Annotated in this window: 19 protein-coding genes and 2 tRNA genes; 16 read left to right on the forward strand and 5 right to left on the reverse strand. The window is 60.8% G+C overall.

Annotated features, from left to right (window positions below):
- Positions 1 to 107: 107 nt before the first annotated feature.
- The gene (yhbY, locus tag HSS18214_RS0114060; RefSeq protein WP_016915916.1) at positions 108 to 434 is read right to left on the reverse strand and encodes a ribosome assembly RNA-binding protein YhbY; all 327 of its coding nucleotides are present in this window, start codon (positions 432 to 434) and stop codon (positions 108 to 110) included.
- A 114-nt stretch (positions 435 to 548) separates the two neighbouring features.
- Here yhbY and rlmE point away from each other — a divergent pair, with 114 nt between their 5' ends.
- The 16 genes from rlmE (at position 549) to HSS18214_RS0114140 (ending at position 17498) form a co-directional block, all read left to right on the forward strand.
- On the forward strand, positions 549 to 1196 hold the full coding sequence (rlmE, locus tag HSS18214_RS0114065) for a 23S rRNA (uridine(2552)-2'-O)-methyltransferase RlmE (protein ID WP_016915917.1): 648 nt from the start codon (positions 549 to 551) through the stop codon (positions 1194 to 1196).
- A gap of 213 nt (positions 1197 to 1409) precedes the next feature.
- A complete protein-coding gene (ftsH, locus tag HSS18214_RS0114070; RefSeq protein WP_016915918.1) occupies positions 1410 to 3404 on the forward strand; it encodes an ATP-dependent zinc metalloprotease FtsH in 1995 nt (664 codons plus the stop codon).
- Positions 3405 to 3503: 99 nt separating this feature from the next.
- Positions 3504 to 4415 (forward strand): dihydropteroate synthase, encoded by a 912-nt coding sequence (gene folP, locus HSS18214_RS0114075; protein ID WP_016915919.1) that lies wholly within the window; start codon positions 3504 to 3506, stop codon positions 4413 to 4415.
- A gap of 1 nt (position 4416) precedes the next feature.
- Complete coding sequence (gene glmM / locus HSS18214_RS0114080) at positions 4417 to 5781, forward strand: phosphoglucosamine mutase (RefSeq protein WP_016915920.1); 1365 nt, start codon at positions 4417 to 4419, stop codon at positions 5779 to 5781.
- A gap of 77 nt (positions 5782 to 5858) precedes the next feature.
- Positions 5859 to 6608: a triose-phosphate isomerase gene (gene tpiA, locus HSS18214_RS0114085; protein WP_016915921.1), complete on the forward strand. Its 750-nt coding sequence runs from the start codon at positions 5859 to 5861 to the stop codon at positions 6606 to 6608.
- 4 nt (positions 6609 to 6612) lie between these two features.
- A complete protein-coding gene (gene secG, locus HSS18214_RS0114090; RefSeq protein ID WP_016915922.1) occupies positions 6613 to 6972 on the forward strand; it encodes a preprotein translocase subunit SecG in 360 nt (119 codons plus the stop codon).
- 30 nt (positions 6973 to 7002) lie between these two features.
- Positions 7003 to 7089: transfer RNA gene (locus HSS18214_RS0114095), tRNA-Leu, on the forward strand.
- 109 nt (positions 7090 to 7198) lie between these two features.
- Positions 7199 to 7275: transfer RNA gene (locus tag HSS18214_RS0114100), tRNA-Met, on the forward strand.
- 282 nt (positions 7276 to 7557) lie between these two features.
- On the forward strand, positions 7558 to 8019 hold the full coding sequence (rimP, locus tag HSS18214_RS0114105; RefSeq protein ID WP_016915923.1) for a ribosome maturation factor RimP: 462 nt from the start codon (positions 7558 to 7560) through the stop codon (positions 8017 to 8019).
- Between the two features lie 68 nt (positions 8020 to 8087).
- Positions 8088 to 9602 carry a transcription termination factor NusA gene (gene nusA / locus HSS18214_RS0114110; RefSeq protein ID WP_026001951.1) on the forward strand — a complete coding sequence of 505 codons (1515 nt, stop codon included), beginning with the start codon at positions 8088 to 8090 and terminating at the stop codon, positions 9600 to 9602.
- A 27-nt stretch (positions 9603 to 9629) separates the two neighbouring features.
- Positions 9630 to 12170: a translation initiation factor IF-2 gene (gene infB, locus HSS18214_RS0114115; RefSeq protein ID WP_016915925.1), complete on the forward strand. Its 2541-nt coding sequence runs from the start codon at positions 9630 to 9632 to the stop codon at positions 12168 to 12170.
- A 17-nt stretch (positions 12171 to 12187) separates the two neighbouring features.
- Positions 12188 to 12601 carry a 30S ribosome-binding factor RbfA gene (gene rbfA, locus HSS18214_RS0114120; protein WP_016915926.1) on the forward strand — a complete coding sequence of 138 codons (414 nt, stop codon included), beginning with the start codon at positions 12188 to 12190 and terminating at the stop codon, positions 12599 to 12601.
- On the forward strand, positions 12601 to 13521 hold the full coding sequence (gene truB, locus HSS18214_RS0114125; RefSeq protein WP_016915927.1) for a tRNA pseudouridine(55) synthase TruB: 921 nt from the start codon (positions 12601 to 12603) through the stop codon (positions 13519 to 13521). Before rbfA ends, truB begins: the two co-directional genes overlap by 1 nt.
- Positions 13522 to 13639: 118 nt before the next feature.
- Positions 13640 to 13909 (forward strand): 30S ribosomal protein S15, encoded by a 270-nt coding sequence (gene rpsO, locus HSS18214_RS0114130; RefSeq protein WP_016915928.1) that lies wholly within the window; start codon positions 13640 to 13642, stop codon positions 13907 to 13909.
- Between the two features lie 137 nt (positions 13910 to 14046).
- Entirely contained in the window at positions 14047 to 16209 is a 2163-nt protein-coding gene (pnp, locus tag HSS18214_RS0114135; RefSeq protein WP_040461223.1) for a polyribonucleotide nucleotidyltransferase, read from the forward strand.
- A 119-nt stretch (positions 16210 to 16328) separates the two neighbouring features.
- Positions 16329 to 17498, forward strand: a complete 1170-nt coding sequence (locus HSS18214_RS0114140; RefSeq protein WP_016915930.1) for an MFS transporter — start codon at positions 16329 to 16331, stop codon at positions 17496 to 17498.
- 63 nt (positions 17499 to 17561) lie between these two features.
- On the opposite strand, the gene HSS18214_RS0114145 is transcribed toward HSS18214_RS0114140, so the two are convergent.
- From HSS18214_RS0114145 to panB, 4 genes are all read right to left on the reverse strand, one after another.
- On the reverse strand, positions 17562 to 18740 hold the full coding sequence (locus HSS18214_RS0114145; protein WP_016915931.1) for an acetyl-CoA C-acetyltransferase: 1179 nt from the start codon (positions 18738 to 18740) through the stop codon (positions 17562 to 17564).
- 224 nt (positions 18741 to 18964) lie between these two features.
- Positions 18965 to 19345 carry an aspartate 1-decarboxylase gene (gene panD / locus HSS18214_RS0114150; protein ID WP_016915932.1) on the reverse strand — a complete coding sequence of 127 codons (381 nt, stop codon included), beginning with the start codon at positions 19343 to 19345 and terminating at the stop codon, positions 18965 to 18967.
- Between the two features lie 32 nt (positions 19346 to 19377).
- Complete coding sequence (gene panC, locus HSS18214_RS0114155; RefSeq protein ID WP_016915933.1) at positions 19378 to 20238, reverse strand: pantoate--beta-alanine ligase; 861 nt, start codon at positions 20236 to 20238, stop codon at positions 19378 to 19380.
- Positions 20239 to 20259: 21 nt separating this feature from the next.
- Complete coding sequence (gene panB, locus HSS18214_RS0114160; protein ID WP_016915934.1) at positions 20260 to 21051, reverse strand: 3-methyl-2-oxobutanoate hydroxymethyltransferase; 792 nt, start codon at positions 21049 to 21051, stop codon at positions 20260 to 20262.
- Positions 21052 to 21172: the final 121 nt, after the last annotated feature.

A 21172-nucleotide genomic window follows, 5' to 3' on the forward strand; every position in this document is an offset into this window, starting at 1 on the left:
AAAAGGCCCGGTGCAGTTTCCTGCATCGGGCCTTTTCGTCTGGCGCTGTTTTATGATGGGCGCCAGATCCGTTCAGCCAAGCGTCCGCTCAGCCAAACGCTCCTGCGTCAGTGCCGCCCGTGGTGGTTCTCGAAGCGGGTCACGTTGGAGAGCTTGGGGTTGGCCTTGGGGTTGCGACGGTACAGCAGCGCCATCTTGCCGATGGTTTGCACCAGCTCGGCCTTGCTGTCAGCCAGCAGCTCGTTGATCATCGCGGCGCGATCATCCCGCTCGGGCAGGGCGAGCTTCACTTTGATCAGCTCGTGGTCGTTGAGCGCGCGGCTGAGTTCTGCGAGCAGGTTTTCGGAGACGCCGTTCTCAGAAACGGTGACCACGGGGTTCAAATGGTGGCCAATGCTACGAAATGCTTTCTTTTGTGCCTGTGACAAGCTCATGGTATCTTGCGGTATCCCGGTTAGCGCTTAACGTTCCATCTTACGGTGAAATGCCGTCAAGTGAAAGCAATCCCGTCAATGCGCCCATCTCTTATTCCAGCGTCAGATGCCTCTATGCAGCAAAAGCCTCCAAGCCGTAAACATTCAGTGAGCAAAACCAGCAACAACTGGAAGAAAGAACATTTCGACGACCAGTACGTGAAACAGAGCTGGCAGGATGGCTATCGCTCCCGGGCAAGCTACAAGCTGCTGGAGCTGGATGAGAAAGACAAGCTGTTTCGCAATGGCATGACGGTGATCGACCTGGGCGCAGCGCCTGGCGGGTGGAGTCAGATCGCCGCCGAAAAAGTCGGCCCGGAAGGTGTCGTGATCGCCTCCGACATTCTGGAGATGGACGCCCTGGCAGGGGTCGACTTCATTCAGGGCGACTTCACCGAAGAACGTGTACTCAATGCGATTCTCGAGCGGTTGGGAAATCGGCCGGTAGACCTTGTTATGTCCGACATGGCCCCCAATATGAGTGGTATGGCCGCCATCGACCAGCCACAGGCCATGTACCTTGTCGAGCTTGCTCTGGAGCTGGCGCGTGAAACGCTCTCGCCCAAGGGGCGTTTTCTGGTCAAAGTGTTTCAGGGGGAGGGCTTCGACACCTATTTGAAGGAGCTGCGCGGCAGCTTTCAGCGCGTCGTGACCCGCAAGCCGGATGCTTCGCGGGCCCGTTCACGAGAAGTCTATTTTCTGGCCGAAGGCTTTCGCGGTTAGCAAGTGACCGCGTGCATGGCCACGATAGCGACGATTTATCACCACGATTGCCAGACAGGCAGGCGTAAGGTGTGTCACATTATGCACATTGGACGAGCGTGACACAGATGGCCCAGGGCGTTATGCGCTTTGGCAATGGTTGAACGTTAAACTCTAGTGTAAGGTCTGAGTACTAACGGTTAACTGACGGATTCTTGTAATGAGGGTAGCCCCTTGAACGATATGGCGAAGAACCTGATTCTGTGGTTGGTCATCGCGGCCGTTCTGCTGACAGTGTTCAACAATTTCAGTACGGAAAGCGCGCCGCAAAGCACCAACTACTCCCAGTTTGTGCAGCAGGTGCAAAATCAGCAGATCCGCAGCGTCACCATCGATGGCTATACCATCACTGGTGAGCGGACCGATGGTTCGCAGTTCCAGACCATCCGCCCTGCCGCAGAAGATCCCAAGCTGATCGACGACCTGCTGAGCAACAATGTCACGGTGGTCGGCAAGGCGCCGGAGCAGCAAAGCATCTGGACGCGGCTGCTGATTGCCAGTTTCCCGATCCTGCTGATCCTGGCGATCTTCATGTTCTTCATGCGCCAGATGCAAGGCGGTGCCGGTGGCGGCAAGGGTGGCCCGATGAGCTTCGGCAAGTCGAAGGCCAAGCTGCTCTCGCAAGACCAGATCAAGACCACCTTTGCTGACGTGGCGGGCTGTGACGAGGCCAAGGAAGAGGTGGAAGAGCTGGTCGACTTCCTGCGCGACCCCACCAAATTCCAGCGCTTGGGTGGCACCATTCCCCGTGGCGTGCTGATGGTCGGCCCTCCCGGTACCGGTAAGACGCTGCTGGCCAAGTCCATTGCCGGTGAGGCCAAGGTGCCGTTCTTCTCCATCTCGGGTTCCGACTTCGTCGAGATGTTCGTGGGCGTGGGTGCGTCCCGCGTGCGTGACATGTTCGAGCAGGCCAAGAAGCAGGCGCCCTGCATCATCTTCATCGACGAAATCGATGCCGTGGGGCGCTCGCGTGGCACCGGCATGGGCGGCGGTAACGATGAACGCGAGCAGACGCTGAACCAGCTGCTGGTCGAGATGGACGGCTTCGAGGCCAACGAAGGCATCATCGTGATTGCGGCCACCAACCGTCCGGACGTACTCGACCCCGCGCTGCTGCGCCCGGGCCGCTTCGACCGTCAGGTAACCGTGGGCTTGCCGGATATCCGTGGCCGTGAGCATATTCTGGGCGTGCACCTGCGCAAGGTGCCGCTGGCAGATGACGTGAAGCCGCAGCTGATTGCCCGTGGTACGCCTGGTTTCTCCGGTGCCGACCTGGCCAACCTGGTGAACGAGGCTGCCCTGTTTGCGGCGCGTCGTAACAAGCGCCTGGTAGGCATGGAAGAGCTTGAACTGGCCAAGGACAAGATCATGATGGGCGCCGAGCGCAAATCCATGGTCATGTCCGATAAAGAGAAGCTCAATACCGCTTACCACGAAGCAGGTCACGCGATCATTGGTCTGGTCATGCCCGAGCACGACCCGGTCTACAAGGTCACGATTATTCCCCGTGGCCGCGCCCTGGGTGTGACGATGTTCCTGCCGGAAGAGGATCGTTACAGCCTGTCGCGCCAGCAGATCATCAGCCAGCTCTGCTCGCTGTTCGGTGGTCGTATTGCCGAAGAGATGACGCTTGGGCCAAATGGCGTCACCACCGGTGCCTCCAACGACATCAAGCGCGCCACGGAGCTGGCCCATAACATGGTGGCCAAGTGGGGCCTATCCGATGAAATGGGTCCGCTCATGTACGACGAGGACGAGTCTCACCAGTTCCTCGGTGGCCCGGGTCAGGGTGGCGGCAAGCTGAGGTCCGGCGAAACCACCACGCGCCTCGATAAGGAAGTGCGCAAGATCATCGACGAGTGCTACGAACAGGCTCGCCAGATTTTGCATGACAACCGCGACAAGCTGGATGCCATGGCCGAAGCGCTGATGAAGTACGAGACCATCGATGCGCATCAGCTGAAAGACATCATGGAAGGGCGTGATCCTCGCCCGCCGGAAGGCTGGGGTGACGGCGACTCGTCGGGTGGCGGCTCTCCGGTAGGTGGCGACAAGCCGGAAGCGAAACCAGAAGAGCCTGAAGCCCCCTCGGAAGGCGATAGCGAAGAAGACGATGACGAGCCGCGTCGTCGCCCTTCGGACCCGTTGGGTGGTTCGGCAGGCTCGTGAGCCTGGCCATCACGCCAACCAGCAAAGGCGCCCCAGCGGGGCGCCTTTTTGTTATCCTGTGGCCAATGACAGTGAATTTTTTTGATTTCAGGCGGCAAGATGAACCCGATCGTTGACCCTATCTCGGCTCCGCACGTCCCGGAAGATGCCTTTCACCTGCGCTGTGGGCGCCATTCGCTCGATCTCTCGTTTCCCCGGGTGATGGGCATATTGAACGTCACCCCGGACTCGTTTTCCGACGGTGGCCAGCATGTGGCCCTCGATGATGCGCTGCGCCATGCCGAGCGCATGCTGGCGGAAGGAGCGGCGATGATCGATGTAGGGGGAGAGTCGACCCGCCCAGGTGCTACGCCGGTGTCCGAGCAGCAGGAGCTGGATCGGGTTGCCCCGGTGGTGGAGGCGCTGGTGCGTGAGCTGGATGCGCTGGTGTCGGTGGACACCAGCAGCGCTCTGGTCATGCGTGAGGTGAGCGCGCTGGGAGCGGGCATGATCAATGATGTGCGCGCTCTGGAGCGTGATGGCGCGCTGGCTGCGGCAGCCAGCAGTGGCCTACCGGTATGCCTGATGCATCGTCAGGGTGAGCCACGGGATATGCAGCACTCGCCTGGCTACGATGTGCCGGTGGAGCAGGCCGTGGCGGCCTATCTGGCGGAGCGGATCGCTGCCTGCGAAGCAGTGGGGCTGCGTCGTCATCGGCTGCTGCTGGACCCCGGTTTTGGCTTTGGCAAAACCGTCGAGCATAACCTGCAGCTGCTGAAGCACATGGCCTCGCTGAACGAGTTGGGCCTGCCGCTGCTGGTGGGTATGTCGCGCAAGAGTATGATCGGTAAGGTGCTGGGCCGCCCTGTGGAAGAGCGCCTGGCGGGAGGGCTGGCGCTAGCCGCCATGGCGGTGGAGCGCGGAGCCAAGGTGATTCGGGTGCATGACGTTGGGCCCACGGTGGATGCCGTGAATATGGCCTGGGCCGTACTGCAAGAAGGCTGTGAGCCGCTCGTGAAGAAGGAGCTGTAACATGACGCGTCGTTATTTTGGCACCGACGGAATTCGTGGCACGGTAGGGCAAGCGCCCATTACGGCCGATTTCATGCTCAAGCTGGGCTGGGCCGCCGGGCAGGTGTTGCGTCGCGAAAAAGGCCGCACCCGGGTGTTGATCGGTAAGGATACGCGTATTTCCGGCTATATGTTCGAGTCGGCGCTGGAGGCGGGGCTGTCTGCTGCTGGGGTGGACGTGGCGCTGTTGGGGCCGATGCCCACGCCCGGTATTGCCTACCTGACGCAGACCTTCCGCGCGGATGCCGGGATCGTCATTTCGGCCTCGCACAACCCCTTCGATGACAACGGCATCAAGTTTTTCTCTGCCGAAGGCAAGAAGTTGCCCGATGAGATCGAAGACCGTATCGAAGCCATGCTGGAAGCGCCGCTGACCACGGCCGAGGCCGCGCAGCTGGGCAAGGCGACGCGTATCGACGATGCGGCGGGCCGCTATATCGAGTTCTGTAAATCCACGCTGCCGGACAGGCTGAGCCTGCATGGCCTGAAAGTGGTGCTGGATTGCGCTCATGGGGCCACTTACCATATCGCCCCCAGCGTATTCCGCGAGCTGGGGGCCGATGTCAGCGTGATTGGGGCGTCTCCCGACGGATTGAATATCAACCAACAGGTGGGGTCCACCCATCCCGCTGCGCTACGTGCCGCGGTCATTCAGCAAGGGGCCGATCTGGGCGTCGCCTTCGATGGCGACGGCGACCGTGTGCTGCTGGTGGATGCCGATGGCCGAGAAGTGGATGGCGATGACATTCTCTATCTGATCGCCCGTGACCGTTTTGAGCGTGGCCTGCTGGACGGTGGTGTGGTGGGCACCCTGATGAGCAATTTTGGGCTGGCCATGGCGCTGGAGCGGCTGGGTATACCTTTTCAACGTGCCAAGGTGGGCGACCGCTTCGTCATGGAGATGATGGCTGCCAACGGCTGGGAGCTGGGGGGCGAGGCTTCGGGGCATATCGTGTGTGGCCATGTGCAGAGCACCGGCGACGGCATCGTGTCCGCGCTGCAGGTGCTGGCCTTGATGGTTCGCGAGCAGAAGCCGCTGCCAACCCTGCTCAAGGGGCTCGAAAAAGTCCCCCAGTCGCTGGTCAACGTGCGGCTACCGGCCGGCTCCGATGCTCGCCAGGTGATGGCAGCTCCACCCTTGCAGGAAGCCGTGGCGGCGCTGGAAACCGAGTTGGGCGACCAGGGGCGCGTGCTGTTGCGCGCCTCGGGGACGGAGCCACTGATTCGGGTCATGGTAGAAGGCCGTGCCCATCTGGATGTCGACCGCCTGGCCAATCGGCTGGCCCAGGAGGTCCAGGCGCTGCTCGGTGACGACGCCAGCAAATAACGCAGGACGCGTCACAGCGGTTGTCTTGACAAGGCGGCTCCTATACCATTTCGCTCCACCTGGATTGAGGATTACCCATGCGCACGCCCTTGATTGCCGGTAACTGGAAAATGAACGGTTCGGCGGCATTGATCGAGTCGTTTGGTAAAACGTTTGCTTCCGCCACGCTACCGGAAGGTGTCGAGGTGGTGATTATTCCACCCTTTCCTTACCTGGACATGGCGCGTCAGGCCTTTGGTGATACGCCGCTGAAGCTGGGGGCGCAAACGCTCAATCCTCAGCACGCCGGGGCGCATACCGGTGAAGTCAGTGGCCGCATGCTCAAGGAGTTTGGCGTTGGCTACGTGCTGGTGGGCCACTCCGAGCGCCGTCAGCTCTACCGTGAAAGCGACGAGCAGGTATTCAATCGCCTGGTGGCCGCTCTGGATGTCGGCTTGACGCCGATTCTATGTGTTGGTGAATCCCTTGAAGAGCGCGACGCTGGTCAGACCATGGATGTCGTGCTGCGCCAGGTGGGCTATGCCATGGCGCGACTGGAACCAGAGCAGCGTCGTCAGGTGGTGATTGCCTACGAGCCTGTCTGGGCCATTGGTACCGGGCGCACGGCCTCGCCGGAGCAGGCTCAGGAAGTCATGGCAGGTATTCGTGCCTACCAGGCAGGGTTCGATGCGTCGCTGGCGGAGCAGTTGAAACTGCTTTACGGCGGCAGCATGAATGCAAGTAATGCGGCAGAGCTGCTTGCTCAGCCGGATATCGACGGCGGTTTGGTGGGCGGTGCCTCGCTTAAAACCGACGATTTCTACGCCATTTGTCAGTCAGCAGGATAACGCCATGCAAGTTGCAATTCTTATGGTTCATGTGGTGATTGCGGTCGCCCTGGTAGTACTCATCCTGCTTCAGCAGGGTAAAGGCGCTGAAGCGGGGGCTGCCTTCGGTGGTGGCGCATCGCAAACGGTGTTTGGCTCACGGGGTAGCGGTAACTTCCTTTCTCGCACCACGGGTGTGCTGGCAGCCGGTTTCTTCGTCACCTCCATGGCGCTGGCGTACTTTGCCACCCAGGCGGGCCAGGCACCGGAAGCGGGGATTCCCGACGCACGCCTGATCGAGCAGCAGCGTAGCATCCCTACGCTTGACGACAGCCCTGCAAGTATGGATAATACCGCGCCAGTGCTCGAGGAAAGCGGAGAGTAATCAGCCGCCTTTTCTTTAGCCTCCCCTGATGCCGAAGTGGTGGAATTGGTAGACACGCTATCTTGAGGGGGTAGTGACCGTATGGTCGTGCGGGTTCAAGTCCCGCCTTCGGCACCATCTGATTCGCTGGCTTGCCAGCTTCCCAGAATATCAGGATTGGCACCTGAGACGAAAACAGCACTTGACGTCAGTAGTTTAAGTGTCTATTATCGTCGACCTAGATTGATGCGGGGTGGAGCAGTCTGGTAGCTCGTCGGGCTCATAACCCGAAGGTCATCGGTTCAAATCCGGTCCCCGCTACCATTTATTTAGCAGCTTGTAGTGCCGTGAAGCAGTTCGCAATGTGCTTCGAGGCAGCGGAAAAATCGCAGCATGTTGCTAAAATGGTATTACAGGTTTCTTTCGAAAAGCCCCTTCCTGTGAAGGGGCTTTTTGTTAGTAGCTTTTTTGCGAGCCAAGAGTGTCTCACGCGCGGACGTTGTTCAGTAGCCAGAGACACATTCCCAGGTAATGCCAATCAGCCTCCTGGCTTTTATCAAGACTCCTGGCCAGGTGCCTGATGCAACGGCTATAGGAGCTTTGTCTGTGGCCACAAAACACGCTGCGCTTCATGCGCTTATCGAACCCATCGTTGCCGCCATGGGCTTCGAGCTTTGGGGCATCGAGCATGTTTCCCAGGGCAAGCATTCGCGGCTGGTCATTTATATCGAGCGCGAGAGCGGTGTCAGCGTGGAAGATTGCGCCGACATCAGCCGTCAAGTCAGTGCCGTGATGGATGTGGAAGATCCGATTCCCGGCGAGTACCGCCTGGAAGTCTCGTCACCCGGTATGGCACGCCCCCTTTATTCTCTGGACCATTTCATCCGTTACCAGGGCCATCAGGTGGCGCTGAAACTACGCCTCGCTTTCGATGGTCGGCGCAAGTTCCAGGGGCTGCTGGCTGGGGTCGAAGGGGATGAAGTGCTGCTGCAAATGGAAGGTGAGGAGTACTGCTTTCCCATTGAAAGCATTGACGCTGCGCACGTTGTCCCGCAGTTCGAAGAATAACGGGTGGCGGCTTCCGGTAGATGCCGGGTCGGCGCACAAAAGGACAGGTTTTCTGGCGAGGCATACGCATGAGTAAAGAAATCTTAATGGTCGTGGACGCGATCTCCAACGAAAAAGGCGTCCCCCGTGATGTAATTTTCGAAGCGGTAGAAGCCGCGCTGGCCAGCGCGTCGCGCAAGCGTTTCGAGCAGGAAGAAGCCAATGTGCGGGTGCGTATCGACCGTAAAACCGGCGACTACGACACCTTCCGCTACTGGACCGTCGTGGAAGACGATGAGTTCGAGACGCCCGACTACGAAATCAAGCAGAGCATCGCCGAGCAGCGGGATCCGCCGCTGGCGTTGGGCGATGTGGTCGAGCAGAAGATCGAAAACGCCATGTTTGGCCGCATTGCGGCACAAACTGCCAAGCAAGTCATCGTCCAAAAGGTGCGCGAAGCCGAGCGTGCCGAGGTCGTGCGTCAATACGCAGACCGTGAAGGCGAGCTGGTGGCCGGTATCGTCAAGAAAACCACCCGTGATGGCCTGATCATCGACCTGGGCGAGAACGCCGAAGCGTTCCTGCCGCGCAACGAGATGATTCACGGCGAGCGCTACCGCATGAACGAGCGAGTGCGTGCGCTGCTGGTCAAGGTGGACCCGGATGCCCGCGGTGCCCAGCTGCAGCTGTCGCGTACCTGCCCGGAGTTCATCATCGAGCTGTTCAAGATCGAGGTGCCGGAAATCGCCGAGCAGCTGATCGAAATCAAAGGGGCGGCTCGCGACCCCGGCTCTCGGGCCAAGATCGCGGTAAAAACCAACGACCGCCGTATCGACCCGGTGGGCGCTTGTGTGGGTATGCGTGGTTCGCGGGTGCAGGCGGTCTCTTCCGAACTGCAGAACGAGCGCGTCGATATCGTGCTGTGGGATGACAATCCGGCGCAGCTGGTCATCAATGCCATGGCGCCTGCCGATGTGGCGTCTATTCTGGTGGACGAAGACGCCCACGCGATGGACGTGGCGGTCGCCCAGGACAACCTGGCCCAGGCCATTGGTCGCAGCGGCCAGAACGTGCGCCTGGCGTCCGAGTTGACCGGCTGGCGTATCAACGTCATGACCGAAGACGAGGCGGAATCCAAGCGCGAGCAGGAAATCGACAGCCTGGTGGACACGTTCGTTCAGCACCTGGAAGTGGACGAAGACGTTGCCCGCCTGCTGGTTGAAGAAGGGTTCACCACCCTGGAAGAAGTTGCTTACGTGCCGCTGGAAGAGATGCTCGAAATCGAAGAGTTCGATGAAGAGCTGGTGGAAGAGCTGCGTGCACGCGCAAAAGACGAGCTGCTGACGATGGCGATTGCCTCGGAAGAAGCGCTGGACGGTGCCCAACCAGCGGATGACCTGCTGGAAATGGACGGTATGGAGCGCCACCTGGCCTTCATTCTCGCCAGCCGCGGCATTGTCACAATGGAAGATCTCGCCGAGCAGTCTGTCGACGATCTGGTCGATATCGAGGAGTTGGACGAAGCGCGCGCAGCGGCACTGATCATGACTGCCCGTGCGCCCTGGTTCGAAACCGACGACACATCGGATTCGAACACACAGTAAACAGGTCACGGGCTGAGGAGGGTCACTATGTCGGATATGACAGTTAAAGATTTTGCAGTGAAGGTGGGCCGCGATGTGCCCCGCCTATTGGAACAGATGAAAGAAGCCGGTTTGCAGCACGCCTCGGAAAGCGACGCCGTATCTGAAGAAGACAAGCAGACGCTGCTGAGCTTTCTGAAGAAGAGCCACGGCGGCAGCGACAACGAGCCGAGCAAGAACCGCATCACCCTGACGCGTAAAACCCGTAGCCGCATCAAGACCGGCGAGCGCGGTAAAACCATCGAAGTTCAGGTGCGCAAGAAGAAGACCTACGTCAAGCGTGAAGAAGAGAAGCCCAAGGCCGCCGAGCCCCAGCACTCTGGCCCGCGCCAGCTGGTAGGCGACATGGCCGAAGCGGAAGCCGAGCGCAAGGCGCAGGAAGCCCAGGCGGCGGAAGAGAAAGCCGTTGCCGCAAAAGCCAAGGCGGCTGAAGACGCAGCGCGCAAAGCAGCGGATGAGCAAGCCAAGGCCAAGGCGGCAGAAGTGCCGGACATCGCCGTGCCTGACCTGGAAATCGACGATGCACCGACGGGTGAAGACCTGCCGCCTGCACCGCCGAAGGAAGGCCGTACCGACCGTCGCACGGCACCGCCCAAGAAAACCGCTGCCAAGAAAAAAGGCCGCGACGATGACGACGATCGCGGTGATCGCGAAGAGCGCAAGCGTGGCGGTGGCGGCAAGAAGGTCAAGCGTGCCGAGCGCCGTGGTGGTCGTCGTGGCGGCGCCAGCCAGAGCGGCAACGGCAAGCACGGCTTCCAGAAGCCGACTCAGCCGATCGTGCGTGAAGTCTCGATCCCTGAATCGATCAGCGTTGCCGAGCTGGCCGACAAGATGTCGATCAAGGCCAACGAAGTCATCAAGGCCATGTTCACCATGGGCGCGGCGGTGACCATCAACCAGACCATCGACCAGGATACTGCGGCGATCGTCGTGGAAGAGATGGGTCACAAGGTCAAGCTGGTGAAGGATGACGCGCTGGAAACGGAAATGCTGGAAGGCATCTCCTACGAAGGCGAAGAGATCACCCGCTCACCCGTGGTGACCGTCATGGGTCACGTTGACCACGGCAAGACCTCGCTGCTGGACTACATCCGTCGTGCCAAGGTCGCCACTGGCGAAGCGGGCGGTATTACCCAGCACATCGGTGCTTACCACGTGGAAGACAACCATGGCGGCGTCACCTTCCTGGATACCCCCGGTCACGCGGCGTTTACCGCCATGCGTGCTCGTGGTGCCAAAGCCACCGACGTGGTCATCCTGGTCGTGGCTGCCGACGATGGCGTGATGCCGCAAACCGTTGAAGCGATCGAGCACTCCAAAGCGGCTGAAGTGCCCATGGTCGTGGCGGTGAACAAGATCGATAAAACGGGCGCGGACTTTGACCGCATTCGTAACGAGCTGTCACAGCACGGCGTGATCTCCGAAGAGTGGGGCGGTGACACGCAGTTTGTTCACGTGTCCGCCAAAACCGGCGAAGGCATGGAAGACCTGCTGGAAGCGATCCAGCTGGCCTCCGAAGTGCTTGAGCTGACAGCCGTTCCGTCGGCGCCTGGCAAAGGTGTCGTTGTCGAGTCTCGCCTGGACAAAGGCCGTGGCCCGGTGGCTACCGTGCTGGTTCAGAACGGTACGCTGAAGAAGGGTGATATCGTGCTGGCAGGCCTGCACTACGGTCGCGTTCGTGCGCTGACCAATGAGCTGGGTCAACAGGTCGATACCGCTGGCCCCGCCATGCCGGTCGAGATCCAGGGTCTCGACGGCACGCCGGATGCCGGTGACGACTTCATGGTCGTGGCCGACGAGAAGAAAGCCCGTGAAGTGGCCAACTTCCGTCAAGGCAAATACCGCGAAGTGCGCCTGGCGCGTCAGCAGAAAGCCAAGCTGGAGAACATGTTCAGCCAGATGGGCCAGGACGAAGTGGCCAAGGTCAACATCGTCCTCAAAGCCGACGTTCAGGGGTCACTGGAAGCCATCAAGGGCGCTCTGGAAGAGCTCTCCACCGACGAAGTGCAAGTGGCGGTGGTCTCCTCCGGCGTGGGTGGTATCACCGGAACCGACGCCAACCTGGCGCTGGCGTCGGAAGCCATCGTGGTCGGCTTCAACGTACGTGCCGATGCCGCAGCCCGTGAGATCATCGAGCGTGAAGGTCTGGATCTGCGCTACTACAGCGTCATCTATCAGCTGATCGACGAGGTCAAGCAGGCGATGAGCGGTATGCTTGCTCCCGAGTGGAAAGAAGAGATCGTGGGCGTGGCCGAAGTACGCGACGTCTTCCGCGCGCCGAAGATCGGTGCGGTGGCCGGCTGTATGGTCGTCGAAGGCACGGTTTCCCGCAGCAAGCGTATCCGCGTTCTGCGTGACAACGTGGTCATCTACGAAGGCGAACTCGAATCGCTGCGCCGCTTCAAGGACGACGTACAGGAAGTGCGTAACGGCATGGAGTGTGGCATCGGCGTGAAGAACTACAACGATGTTCAGGTCGGCGACAAGATCGAAGTCTTTGACCAAGTGAAGGTCGAGCGCAGCCTGTAAGGCAGCGAGGAGTCAACATGCGCGAATTCAAGCGTACCGACCGGGTAGCCGACCAGCTCCAGAAGGAGCTGGCGGTACTGATCCAGCGGGAAGTAAAAGACCCGCGTCTTGGCATGATCACGGTGAGCGGCGCTGCCGTCAGCCGTGACCTGGGCTACGCCGATATCTATGTCACCCTGCTGGGTGAACAGGAGCCCGAGCGTATCAAGGAAAACCTGCAGGTGCTCAAGCGCGCCTCGGGGTTTCTGAGAAGCCAGATTGCCAAGCGCATCAAGCTGCGCCACGTGCCCGAGCTGCGTTTTCATTACGATGAAAGCGTGGTGCGTGGCCAGCACCTCTCATCGCTGATCGACGAGGCGGTCTCTACCGACCGTGCCCGCCAATCAGATGACGAGGACGACACCGACGCCCAGGGTGAGGAGACGCGCTAATGGCTCGTCGCCGTCGCGGATTACCGGTGAATGGCGTGGTGCTGCTGGACAAGCCCAAGGGCATTTCCAGCAACCATGCACTCCAGCGTGTGCGCCGTCTGTTCGAGGCGCAGAAAGCCGGGCATACCGGCACGCTGGACCCCATGGCAACGGGCTTGCTGCCCATTTGCCTGGGGGAGGCCACCAAGTTTTCCGCACACCTGCTGGAAGCCGACAAGATGTATCGCACCCGGGTCGAACTGGGCGTGATCACCGACACCGGCGATGCCGAGGGTAACGTCATCGAGCGGCGTGAGGTGCCAAGCCTCACAGCCGAGGATGTGGAGGCCGTGCTGGTCCGCTTTCGTGGCGAGATCGACCAGGTGCCGCCCATGTATTCGGCGTTGAAGCACCAGGGCAAGAAGCTCTACGAGCTGGCGCGCGAGGGCAAGCAGGTTGAACGTGCAGCACGGCGGGTTAGCGTGTATGATGCGCGCCTGCTGGCGTTCGAGGGTCATGCCTTCGAGCTGGAAGTCAGTTGCAGCAAGGGAACTTACATCCGAACCCTGGCCGAAGACATTGGCCTGGCGTTGGGGTGTGGTGCCCACATCAGTCAACTGCGCAGGCTCAAGACCGGCCCCTTCGGTGGCGACGCCATGTGGACCCTGGAGGCGCTGGAAGCGCTGGCAAGTCAGGCCCATCGCGAGGCGGAACTGATGCCCGTCGATGTGCTGGTGGATCATCTGCCATCGCTCAGCGTGGACGATGCTGCCTATGACAGGCTGGCCCACGGGCAGTCGGTGCAGCTGGCCAGTGGCGAGTTGGCAGCAGATGCGTTGGCACGACTTTATCACGCCGAGACCTTTATCGGCCTTGGCGTTGTAAAAGGGCCGCAGGAAGTGGCTCCCAAGCGACTGTTGAGTACGGTCGCTCGTTCGTAATTTCGCCGTGAAAACGTTGCAAGGATGCGGCGATTTGCGCGAAAATAGCAGCTTGAGACTGCAAATATGCGTGGTCTCACCCATTCATTTTTAGGCATATTGCTTACTGGAGAGACAGATGGCATTAACCGCTGAGAAAAAGGCCGAAATCGTCAACGAATACGGCCGCGGCGACAACGACACCGGTTCCCCTGAAGTGCAGGTTGCACTGCTGAGCGCCAACATCAATGGCCTGCAGGACCACTTCAAGACCAACAAGCAGGATCACCACTCTCGTCGTGGTCTGATCCGCATGGTAAACCAGCGTCGTAAGCTGCTGGACTACCTGAAGCGTAAGGATTTCGAGCGTTATCAGTCTCTGATCCAGAAACTGGGTCTGCGTCGCTAAGCAGTAACGGCAACGATTCAAAACGGGCAGCTCCTTGCGAGCTGCCCGTTTTTTTGTTTGAGGTAGCCGTCAGCCGCGTCAACGCCTAGAATGGTGGCGAGTCAAAACGACCCAAGCGAAAAGACAAGTAGCTATTAATGTTAAAGGAAGTCGCCGTGAATCCGGTCAAGAAAACGTTCCAATACGGTCGTAGCACCGTCACCCTCGAAACTGGGCGTATCGCTCGCCAGGCCACTGGTGCCGTCATGGTCACCATGGACGAGACCGTCGTACTGTGTACGGTGGTAGCGAAGAAAGACGTCAATCCCGCCCAATCCTTCTTCCCGCTCTCGGTGCACTACCAGGAAAAGACCTACGCGGTCGGCAAGATTCCTGGCGGCTTCTTCAAGCGTGAAGGTCGCCCCACCGAGAAAGAGACTCTCACGTCACGGCTGATCGACCGCCCCATTCGCCCGCTGTTCCCCAAGGGCTTCATGAACGAAGTGCAGGTGATCTGTACCGTTCTGTCGACTGACCGCAACCATGATCCGGATATTGCGGCCATGCTGGGCACCTCGGCAGCGCTGAGCATCTCAGGCGTTCCGTTCAATGGCCCGATTGGCGCTGCGCGCGTTGGCTTCAACGAAGAGCAGGGCTACTTCCTGAACCCCACCGTCGAAGAGCTGACCACCTCCGAGCTGGACATGGTGGTGGCCGGTACCGAAAACGCCGTGCTGATGGTGGAGTCGGAAGCTCAGGAACTGCTGGAAGACGAAATGCTGGGTGCCGTACTGTTCGGCCACCAGGAGATGCAGGTGGCGGTCAACGCCATCAAGGAACTGGCCGCTGAAGCAGGCAAGCCGCGCTGGGACTGGCAGCCGCCCGCCGAAAACGTGGCGCTGAAAACCGCCATGGCCGACGCGTTCGAAGCCAAAGTGGGCGATGCGTACCGCATTACCGACAAGATGGCGCGTCAGGATGCGCTGGCCGAGCTGAAAGAGGCTGCTCTGGCCCAGCTGGCAGCTGAAGAAGGCGACTCCTCGGAAGGCAAGTTCAGTGCCGATGATGTCAAGGGGGCCTTTGCGGCGCTGGAGAAGCGCGTGGTGCGCTCTCGCGTCGTCAAGGGCGAGCCGCGCATCGACGGCCGCGACAACGTCACTGTGCGCCCGCTGGCCATCGAAGTCGGTGTGCTGCCCAAGACTCACGGCTCGGCCATCTTCACCCGTGGCGAAACCCAGGCCATCGCCGTGGCGACACTGGGCACGCTGCGCGACTCGCAGCTGATCGAGTCGCTGGAAGGCGAGCGTAAAGACCGCTTCATGCTGCACTACAACTTCCCTCCCTACTCGGTGGGTGAAGCAGGCTTCATGGGTGGCCCGAAGCGTCGTGAAATCGGTCACGGCCGTTTGGCTCGTCGTGGCGTCCAGGCCATGCTGCCCTCCGAAGAAGATTTCCCCTACACCATTCGCGTGGTGTCGGAAATCACCGAATCCAATGGTTCCAGCTCCATGGCCTCGGTTTGTGGCTCCTCGCTGGCGCTGATGGATGCAGGCGTTCCGCTGAAAGCCCCGGTGGCGGGTATTGCCATGGGTCTCGTCAAGGACGAAGACGGCTACGCGGTGCTGACCGACATCCTGGGTGACGAAGACCACTTGGGCGACATGGACTTCAAGGTAGCGGGTTCTGAAGAGGGTGTTACGGCCCTGCAGATGGACATCAAGATCGAAGGCATCAACGAAGAGATCATGGAAACCGCGCTGCAGCAGGCTCACGATGCGCGTATCGGTATCCTGGCGCAGATGAACGCCGTGATCAGCCAAAGCCGTACCGACGTCTCCGAGAATGCGCCTTCCATGGCCACCATCAAGATCGATCCGGACAAGATCCGTGACGTCATCGGCAAGGGCGGTGCTACCATCCGCAAGATTTGCGAAGACACCGGCGCGTCCATCGACCTCGATGACGACGGCACCGTGCGCATCTATGCCGAAGACAAGACCGCGGCCAAGAAGGCCATCGATACCGTACTGGCCATCACGGCAGAAGCGGAAATCGGCAAGCTCTACCAGGGCAAGGTCGTGCGCATCGCCGACTTCGGTGCTTTCGTGAACATCATGCCGGGTACCGATGGCCTGGTGCATATCTCGCAAATCGTCGCCGAGCGCGTCAACAACGTGCGCGATTTCCTCAACGAAGGTGACGACGTCGTCGTGAAGGTGCTGGATATCGACAACCGCAACCGCGTGAAGCTCTCGATCAAAGAGATCACCGAGGAAGAGAAGGCCGCGTTTGCCGCTGCCGAGGCGGATATCGCAGGCTAATCGGCCACCCGCGTATGACCACCGCCCCTGCAGCCCCTGGCTGTGGGGGCGGTGTCGTTTGGTAGCCCCGCATATTTGAAGCCCCACGTATTTTGATAGACCCATACAGAGGAAGCAGCATGGAGCAGCAGGAGTCACCGCGCTGGTGGGCGGTGGTCGCCGTGATGATCGGCATCTTTTTACTGGTAACCGCCGAGCAGCTGCCCATTGGGCTGCTCTCGCAGGTTGCCGCAGACATGGGCGTGACCCCCGGCATGGCCGGATTGATGGTTACCGTGCCGGGAGTAGTGGCGGCGTTTTCTGCCCCCTTGCTGCCGGTGGCCGTCGGCCGTCTGGACCGCCGCATCATGCTGACGCTGATGATGGTGGTGATGGTCATTGGCAGCCTGCTGTCGGCCCTGGCCACGACCTTTATCTTTCTCCTGGCCGCCAGGGTGCTGGTGGGGATGAGTATTGGCGGTTTCTGGGCCATTGCTGGCAGCATTGCGCCGCGCCTGGTGCCGGCGCATCAGGTGGCCCGTGCCATGACCATCATCTTCGGAGGCGTGGCGGCAGCCTCGGTGCTGGGCGTGCCTTTGGGGACCCTGCTGGGGGATGCCAGCCACTGGCGGGTGGCCTTCGGCGCCCTTGGCGGCTTGAGCCTGCTCACCGCCGTGGCGCTATGGGTGTGGTTGCCGCCGCTTCCACCCCGGGAGCCGGTGCGCTTGCGCATGCTGGCGCAGCAGCTGCAAAACCGAGGCGTTCGGGTCGCCGTGCTGACCACCGGTCTGGTGGTGGTTGGGCACTTCGTGGCGTACACCTTTATCAGCCCAATCCTGCAGGAGATCAGCGGCGTGGCCCAGCGGCATGTAGGCAGCCTGCTACTGCTCTATGGGGCGGCAGGCATTCTGGGCAATATCGCCGCTGGGGCTTTTGCCGGGCGCCATCCTTATCGGGCGGTGTTGGTCATCCCCAGCCTGCTGCTGGTGGTAGTCGGGCTGTTTCCGCTGCTGGGCGTGCAACCGACCAGCGGTGTGCTGCTGCTGATGCTGTGGGGCGCCGTGTTTGGCAGCGTCTCGGTCAGTATCCAGACCTGGATTCTGCGCACGGCCCCCAATACCGAAGCCGCCACGGCGCTGATGGCGTTTGTCTTCAATATGTCGATTGGCCTGGGCGCCATGGTGGGCGGTCAGGTGGTGGACAGCACCAGCCTGCCGGTGACCATGTGGGCATCGGCGGGGCTGTTCCTGCTGGGGATGCTGCTGGTATGGCGCACCCCCGCGCGCATCGTGGGGGAAAAGCACCGCTAGCCGTCAGGCAAAAAAATGCCCCCGCGTGTGCGGGGGCAGTCATCACAGCGCGAGTGCGCGGTATCAGGGGCGCTCGATGGCCAGCGCCACCCCTTGCCCACCACCGATACACAGGGTGGCCAGGCCCTTCTTGGCATCGCGGGCGATCATTTCGTGGAGCAGCGTGACCAGCACGCGGCAGCCGGAGGCGCCGATGGGGTGGCCAATGGCAATGGCGCCGCCGTTGACGTTGACCTTCGAGGTATCCCAGCCCAGCTCCTTGTTGACCGACAGCGCCTGAGCCGCGAAGGCTTCGTTGGCTTCGACCAGGTCCAGGTCATCCAGGCTCCAGCCCGCTTTTTCCAGGCAGCGGCGGGTGGCCGGTGCCGGGCCAATGCCCATGATGGCCGGGTCGACCCCTGCGTTGGCGTATGCGGCAATGCGTGCCAGCGGCTCCAGGCCCAGCTCTTTGGCTTTTTCAGCGGAGCACAGCATGACCACGGCAGCACCATCGTTGAGCGATGAAGCGTTGCCGGCTGTCACGGTGCCATCTTTCTTGAAGGCAGGGCGCATGCCGCCCAGCTTCTCGGCAGACACTTCGCGCGGGTTTTCGTCAGTATCAAAAACCACCGGGTCGCCTTTACGCTGGGGGACTTCCACCGGCACGATCTGGCCTTTGAACTTGCCCTCTTTGATGGCGGCGGCGGCTTTTTGCTGCGAAGCGGCGGCAAATTCGTCCATCTCTTCCCGGGTGATGGCGTATTTTTCGGCCAGGTTTTCGGCGGTGATGCCCATGTGGTAGTTGTTGAACGCGTCCCACAGGCCGTCGTGGACCATGGAATCGATGGCTTTCCAGTCGCCCATGCGCTGGCCGTTACGCGAATTCGGCAGGATGTGCGGGGAGGCTGACATGTTTTCCTGGCCGCCTGCCAGGATGATCTCGGCATCGCCACAGCGAATGGCCTGAGTGGCCAGGTGCAGCGCCTTGAGGCCGGAGCCACAGACCTTGTTGATGGTCATGGCCGGCACGCTCTCTGGCAGGCCTGCCTTGATGGCGGCCTGGCGAGCGGGGTTTTGGCCAACGCCTGCGGTCAGTACCTGACCCAGCAGCACTTCATCGATCTGTTCAGGAGCCACGCCCGTCGATGCCATGATGTCTTTGATGACCAGCGCGCCCAGGTCGCTGGCAGGAATACCGGCAAGTGAACCGCCAAATGAGCCTACAGCTGTGCGGCGAGCCGCCACAATGACCACGTCTTGCATACATTGACTCCTTGAGTGAGTGTTGCATCGTTCCTATGGCAGATAGACGTGTCGCCTATCTCTTGTTATTAGCGACGTTACTGCGTGTCGTGTCAGGCTTGGCTACCAGCATAGGGGAAGGTTGTGCATTGCGGCAATACGCTTTTTTTGGCAAATAAAAACGGGCCGATCAACGGCCCGCTGGAAACATCGTTTCTGAACTGTCGTTTCTCAATGCATGCGTCTTACGCCAGCTGTACCGGTATGGCATTGCTGGTGTGGCTGACGTGGTTGCCTTCCTGCAGGTAGACCAGCGCGGGCTGGTGCTGCTCCACTTCGGCTTCGGAGTAGTGGGCGTAGCTGCAGATGATGATGCGGTGCCCAGGCGAGGCCAAATGCGCCGCCGCGCCGTTGATGGAGATCAGCCGTGAGCCTTCCTCGCCGCGAATGGCGTAGGTGGTGAAGCGTTCGCCGTTCTCCACGTTGTAGATCTGGATCTGTTCGTTTTCGCGGATCCCGGCCATGTCCAGCAGCTCGCCGTCGATGGCGCAGGAGCCTTCGTAGTTGAGCACGGCGTGGGTGACGCGGGCCATGTGCAGCTTGGCCTTGAGCATGATGGTATGCATGAAAACTCCTGGATGACGAGCCAGCCTAACGGCTAGCTCCGGGCAGCCTTGGGTAGCTGCACACTGATGTTATCGATAAGCCGTGCCGGGCCGAGTTTGGCAGCCGCCAGCAGAACGGCCTGGTGGGTGGACGGCGTGACCGGGCTGAGTTCGGTGTCACGCAGCTCCAGATAGTCGGGCGTAAAGCCGGCATCATACAGCGCAGCCTTGCCGCGTTGTAGTACCTGTTCGGTGGGTTCGCCTTGCCCCAGCGCCTCGCGTAATGCGCACAGCGTGCGATATAGCGCAGGCGCCTGGGCGCGCTCTTCGGCACTGAGGTAGCCATTGCGCGACGACAGGGCCAGACCGTCCTCGGCACGCACGATGGGCACGCCCAGAATCTCGATGGGCATGTGCAGGTCGGCGACCAGCTTGCGGATCACCGCCAGCTGCTGATAGTCCTTTTCGCCAAAGCAGGCGACATCGGGCTGAACCAGGTGGAACAGCATACTGACCACCGTCGAGACGCCATCGAAGTGGCCAGGGCGTGACCCGCCGCATAGCCCTTCGCCCACCACCGGCACGTGAACGCGGGTTTGTGCCGCCAGGCCATTGGGGTAGAGCGCGCTCACCGTGGGGGCGAACAGAACATGGCAGCCCGCCTCGGTGAGCTGGGCCTGGTCGGCCTCGAAGGTGCGCGGGTAGGCATCCAGGTCTTCACCCGGGCCAAACTGCATCGGGTTGACGAACAGGCTGGAGACCACCACGTCCGCGTGCTGCCGGGCGGTGGCCACCAGAGCCAGGTGACCGGCATGCAGGTTGCCCATGGTGGGCACCAGCGCAATACGCTGCCCCTGGCGCCGATATTCGCGCAGCATGGCGCGTAGCTCGTTGATATCTCGCAAAGTGCGCATAGGAAATTCGCAATGACTCGCTTAGAAGCAGTGTTCCGTGGCGGGGAAAGTGCGGTGCTTGACCGCCTGATGGTACGCTTCGAAGGCCCCTTGAATGGAGCTGGCCTCGCTCATGAAGTTCTTCACGAAACGCGGCGTGCGGCCATGGGTAACCCCCAGTACATCGTGCATCACCAGAATCTGTCCATCGGTATCCGGCCCTGCGCCAATGCCGATGACGGGCACATCCAGCGCTTCGGTGACGGCTTTGCCAAGGCTGGCAGGCACGCATTCGAGCAGAATGACTGACGCACCGGCCTCTACCAGTACCCTGGCATCCTCGATGATCTGCGCTGCCTGCTCGGCCTCGCGGCCCTGCACCTTATAGCCGCCCAACTGATAGACGGTTTGCGGGGTCAGACCCAGGTGGGCACATACCGGCACGCCCCGGCGCGTCAGTTCGCGAATGCCGTCGGCCATCCAGGCTTCGCCTTCCACCTTGACCAGCTCGGCACCGGCACGCATCAGCGCTGCGCCATCCTGTAACAGTTGGGCGGTAGTGGCATTACTCATGAAGGGCAGGTCGACCATGAGCAGGCTATGGCCCTTGCCCCGCGCGGCACAGCGGGTGTGGTAACAGATATCGTCGATGGTGACGGGGAGCGTGCTGCTGTGACCTTGCAGCACCATGCCCAACGAATCACCGACCAGCAGCACATCGACACCAGCGGCGCTGGCGGCGTGAGCAAAAGAGGCATCGTAGGCGGTCAGGCAACTGAACGTTTCGCCGGCGCGCTTATAGGCTTGTAGCGTGCTCAGGGTAACGGTTTTCATGGCGTGCTCTCGTTGTTTCTTCATGGGGTCGAGGGCATGGCTGAACGTCAGCGCTGCTCGACCGTTATTATCGCGGCATCCCTGCGTGTGCGAAGGGGTTTAACCGGCAATTGTCACCTGA

This window comes from Vreelandella stevensii S18214, assembly GCF_000275725.1.
GTDB classification, from domain to species: domain Bacteria; phylum Pseudomonadota; class Gammaproteobacteria; order Pseudomonadales; family Halomonadaceae; genus Vreelandella; species Vreelandella stevensii.

Excerpts from the sequence above, each read along its gene's own strand:
- yhbY (WP_016915916.1), bottom strand. The coding sequence starts at position 434 with ATGAGCTTGTCACAGGCACAAAAGAAAGCATTTCGTAGCATTGGCCAC.
- rlmE (WP_016915917.1), top strand. The coding sequence starts at position 549 with ATGCAGCAAAAGCCTCCAAGCCGTAAACATTCAGTGAGCAAAACCAGC.
- folP (WP_016915919.1), top strand. The coding sequence starts at position 3,504 with ATGAACCCGATCGTTGACCCTATCTCGGCTCCGCACGTCCCGGAAGAT.
- glmM (WP_016915920.1), top strand. The coding sequence starts at position 4,417 with ATGACGCGTCGTTATTTTGGCACCGACGGAATTCGTGGCACGGTAGGG.
- tpiA (WP_016915921.1), top strand. The coding sequence starts at position 5,859 with ATGCGCACGCCCTTGATTGCCGGTAACTGGAAAATGAACGGTTCGGCG.
- secG (WP_016915922.1), top strand. The coding sequence starts at position 6,613 with ATGCAAGTTGCAATTCTTATGGTTCATGTGGTGATTGCGGTCGCCCTG.
- nusA (WP_026001951.1), top strand. The coding sequence starts at position 8,088 with ATGAGTAAAGAAATCTTAATGGTCGTGGACGCGATCTCCAACGAAAAA.
- infB (WP_016915925.1), top strand. The coding sequence starts at position 9,630 with ATGTCGGATATGACAGTTAAAGATTTTGCAGTGAAGGTGGGCCGCGAT.
- rbfA (WP_016915926.1), top strand. The coding sequence starts at position 12,188 with ATGCGCGAATTCAAGCGTACCGACCGGGTAGCCGACCAGCTCCAGAAG.
- truB (WP_016915927.1), top strand. The coding sequence starts at position 12,601 with ATGGCTCGTCGCCGTCGCGGATTACCGGTGAATGGCGTGGTGCTGCTG.
- rpsO (WP_016915928.1), top strand. The coding sequence starts at position 13,640 with ATGGCATTAACCGCTGAGAAAAAGGCCGAAATCGTCAACGAATACGGC.
- pnp (WP_040461223.1), top strand. The coding sequence starts at position 14,047 with ATGTTAAAGGAAGTCGCCGTGAATCCGGTCAAGAAAACGTTCCAATAC.
- HSS18214_RS0114140 (WP_016915930.1), top strand. The coding sequence starts at position 16,329 with ATGGAGCAGCAGGAGTCACCGCGCTGGTGGGCGGTGGTCGCCGTGATG.
- HSS18214_RS0114145 (WP_016915931.1), bottom strand. The coding sequence starts at position 18,740 with ATGCAAGACGTGGTCATTGTGGCGGCTCGCCGCACAGCTGTAGGCTCA.
- panD (WP_016915932.1), bottom strand. The coding sequence starts at position 19,345 with ATGCATACCATCATGCTCAAGGCCAAGCTGCACATGGCCCGCGTCACC.
- panC (WP_016915933.1), bottom strand. The coding sequence starts at position 20,238 with ATGCGCACTTTGCGAGATATCAACGAGCTACGCGCCATGCTGCGCGAA.
- panB (WP_016915934.1), bottom strand. The coding sequence starts at position 21,051 with ATGAAAACCGTTACCCTGAGCACGCTACAAGCCTATAAGCGCGCCGGC.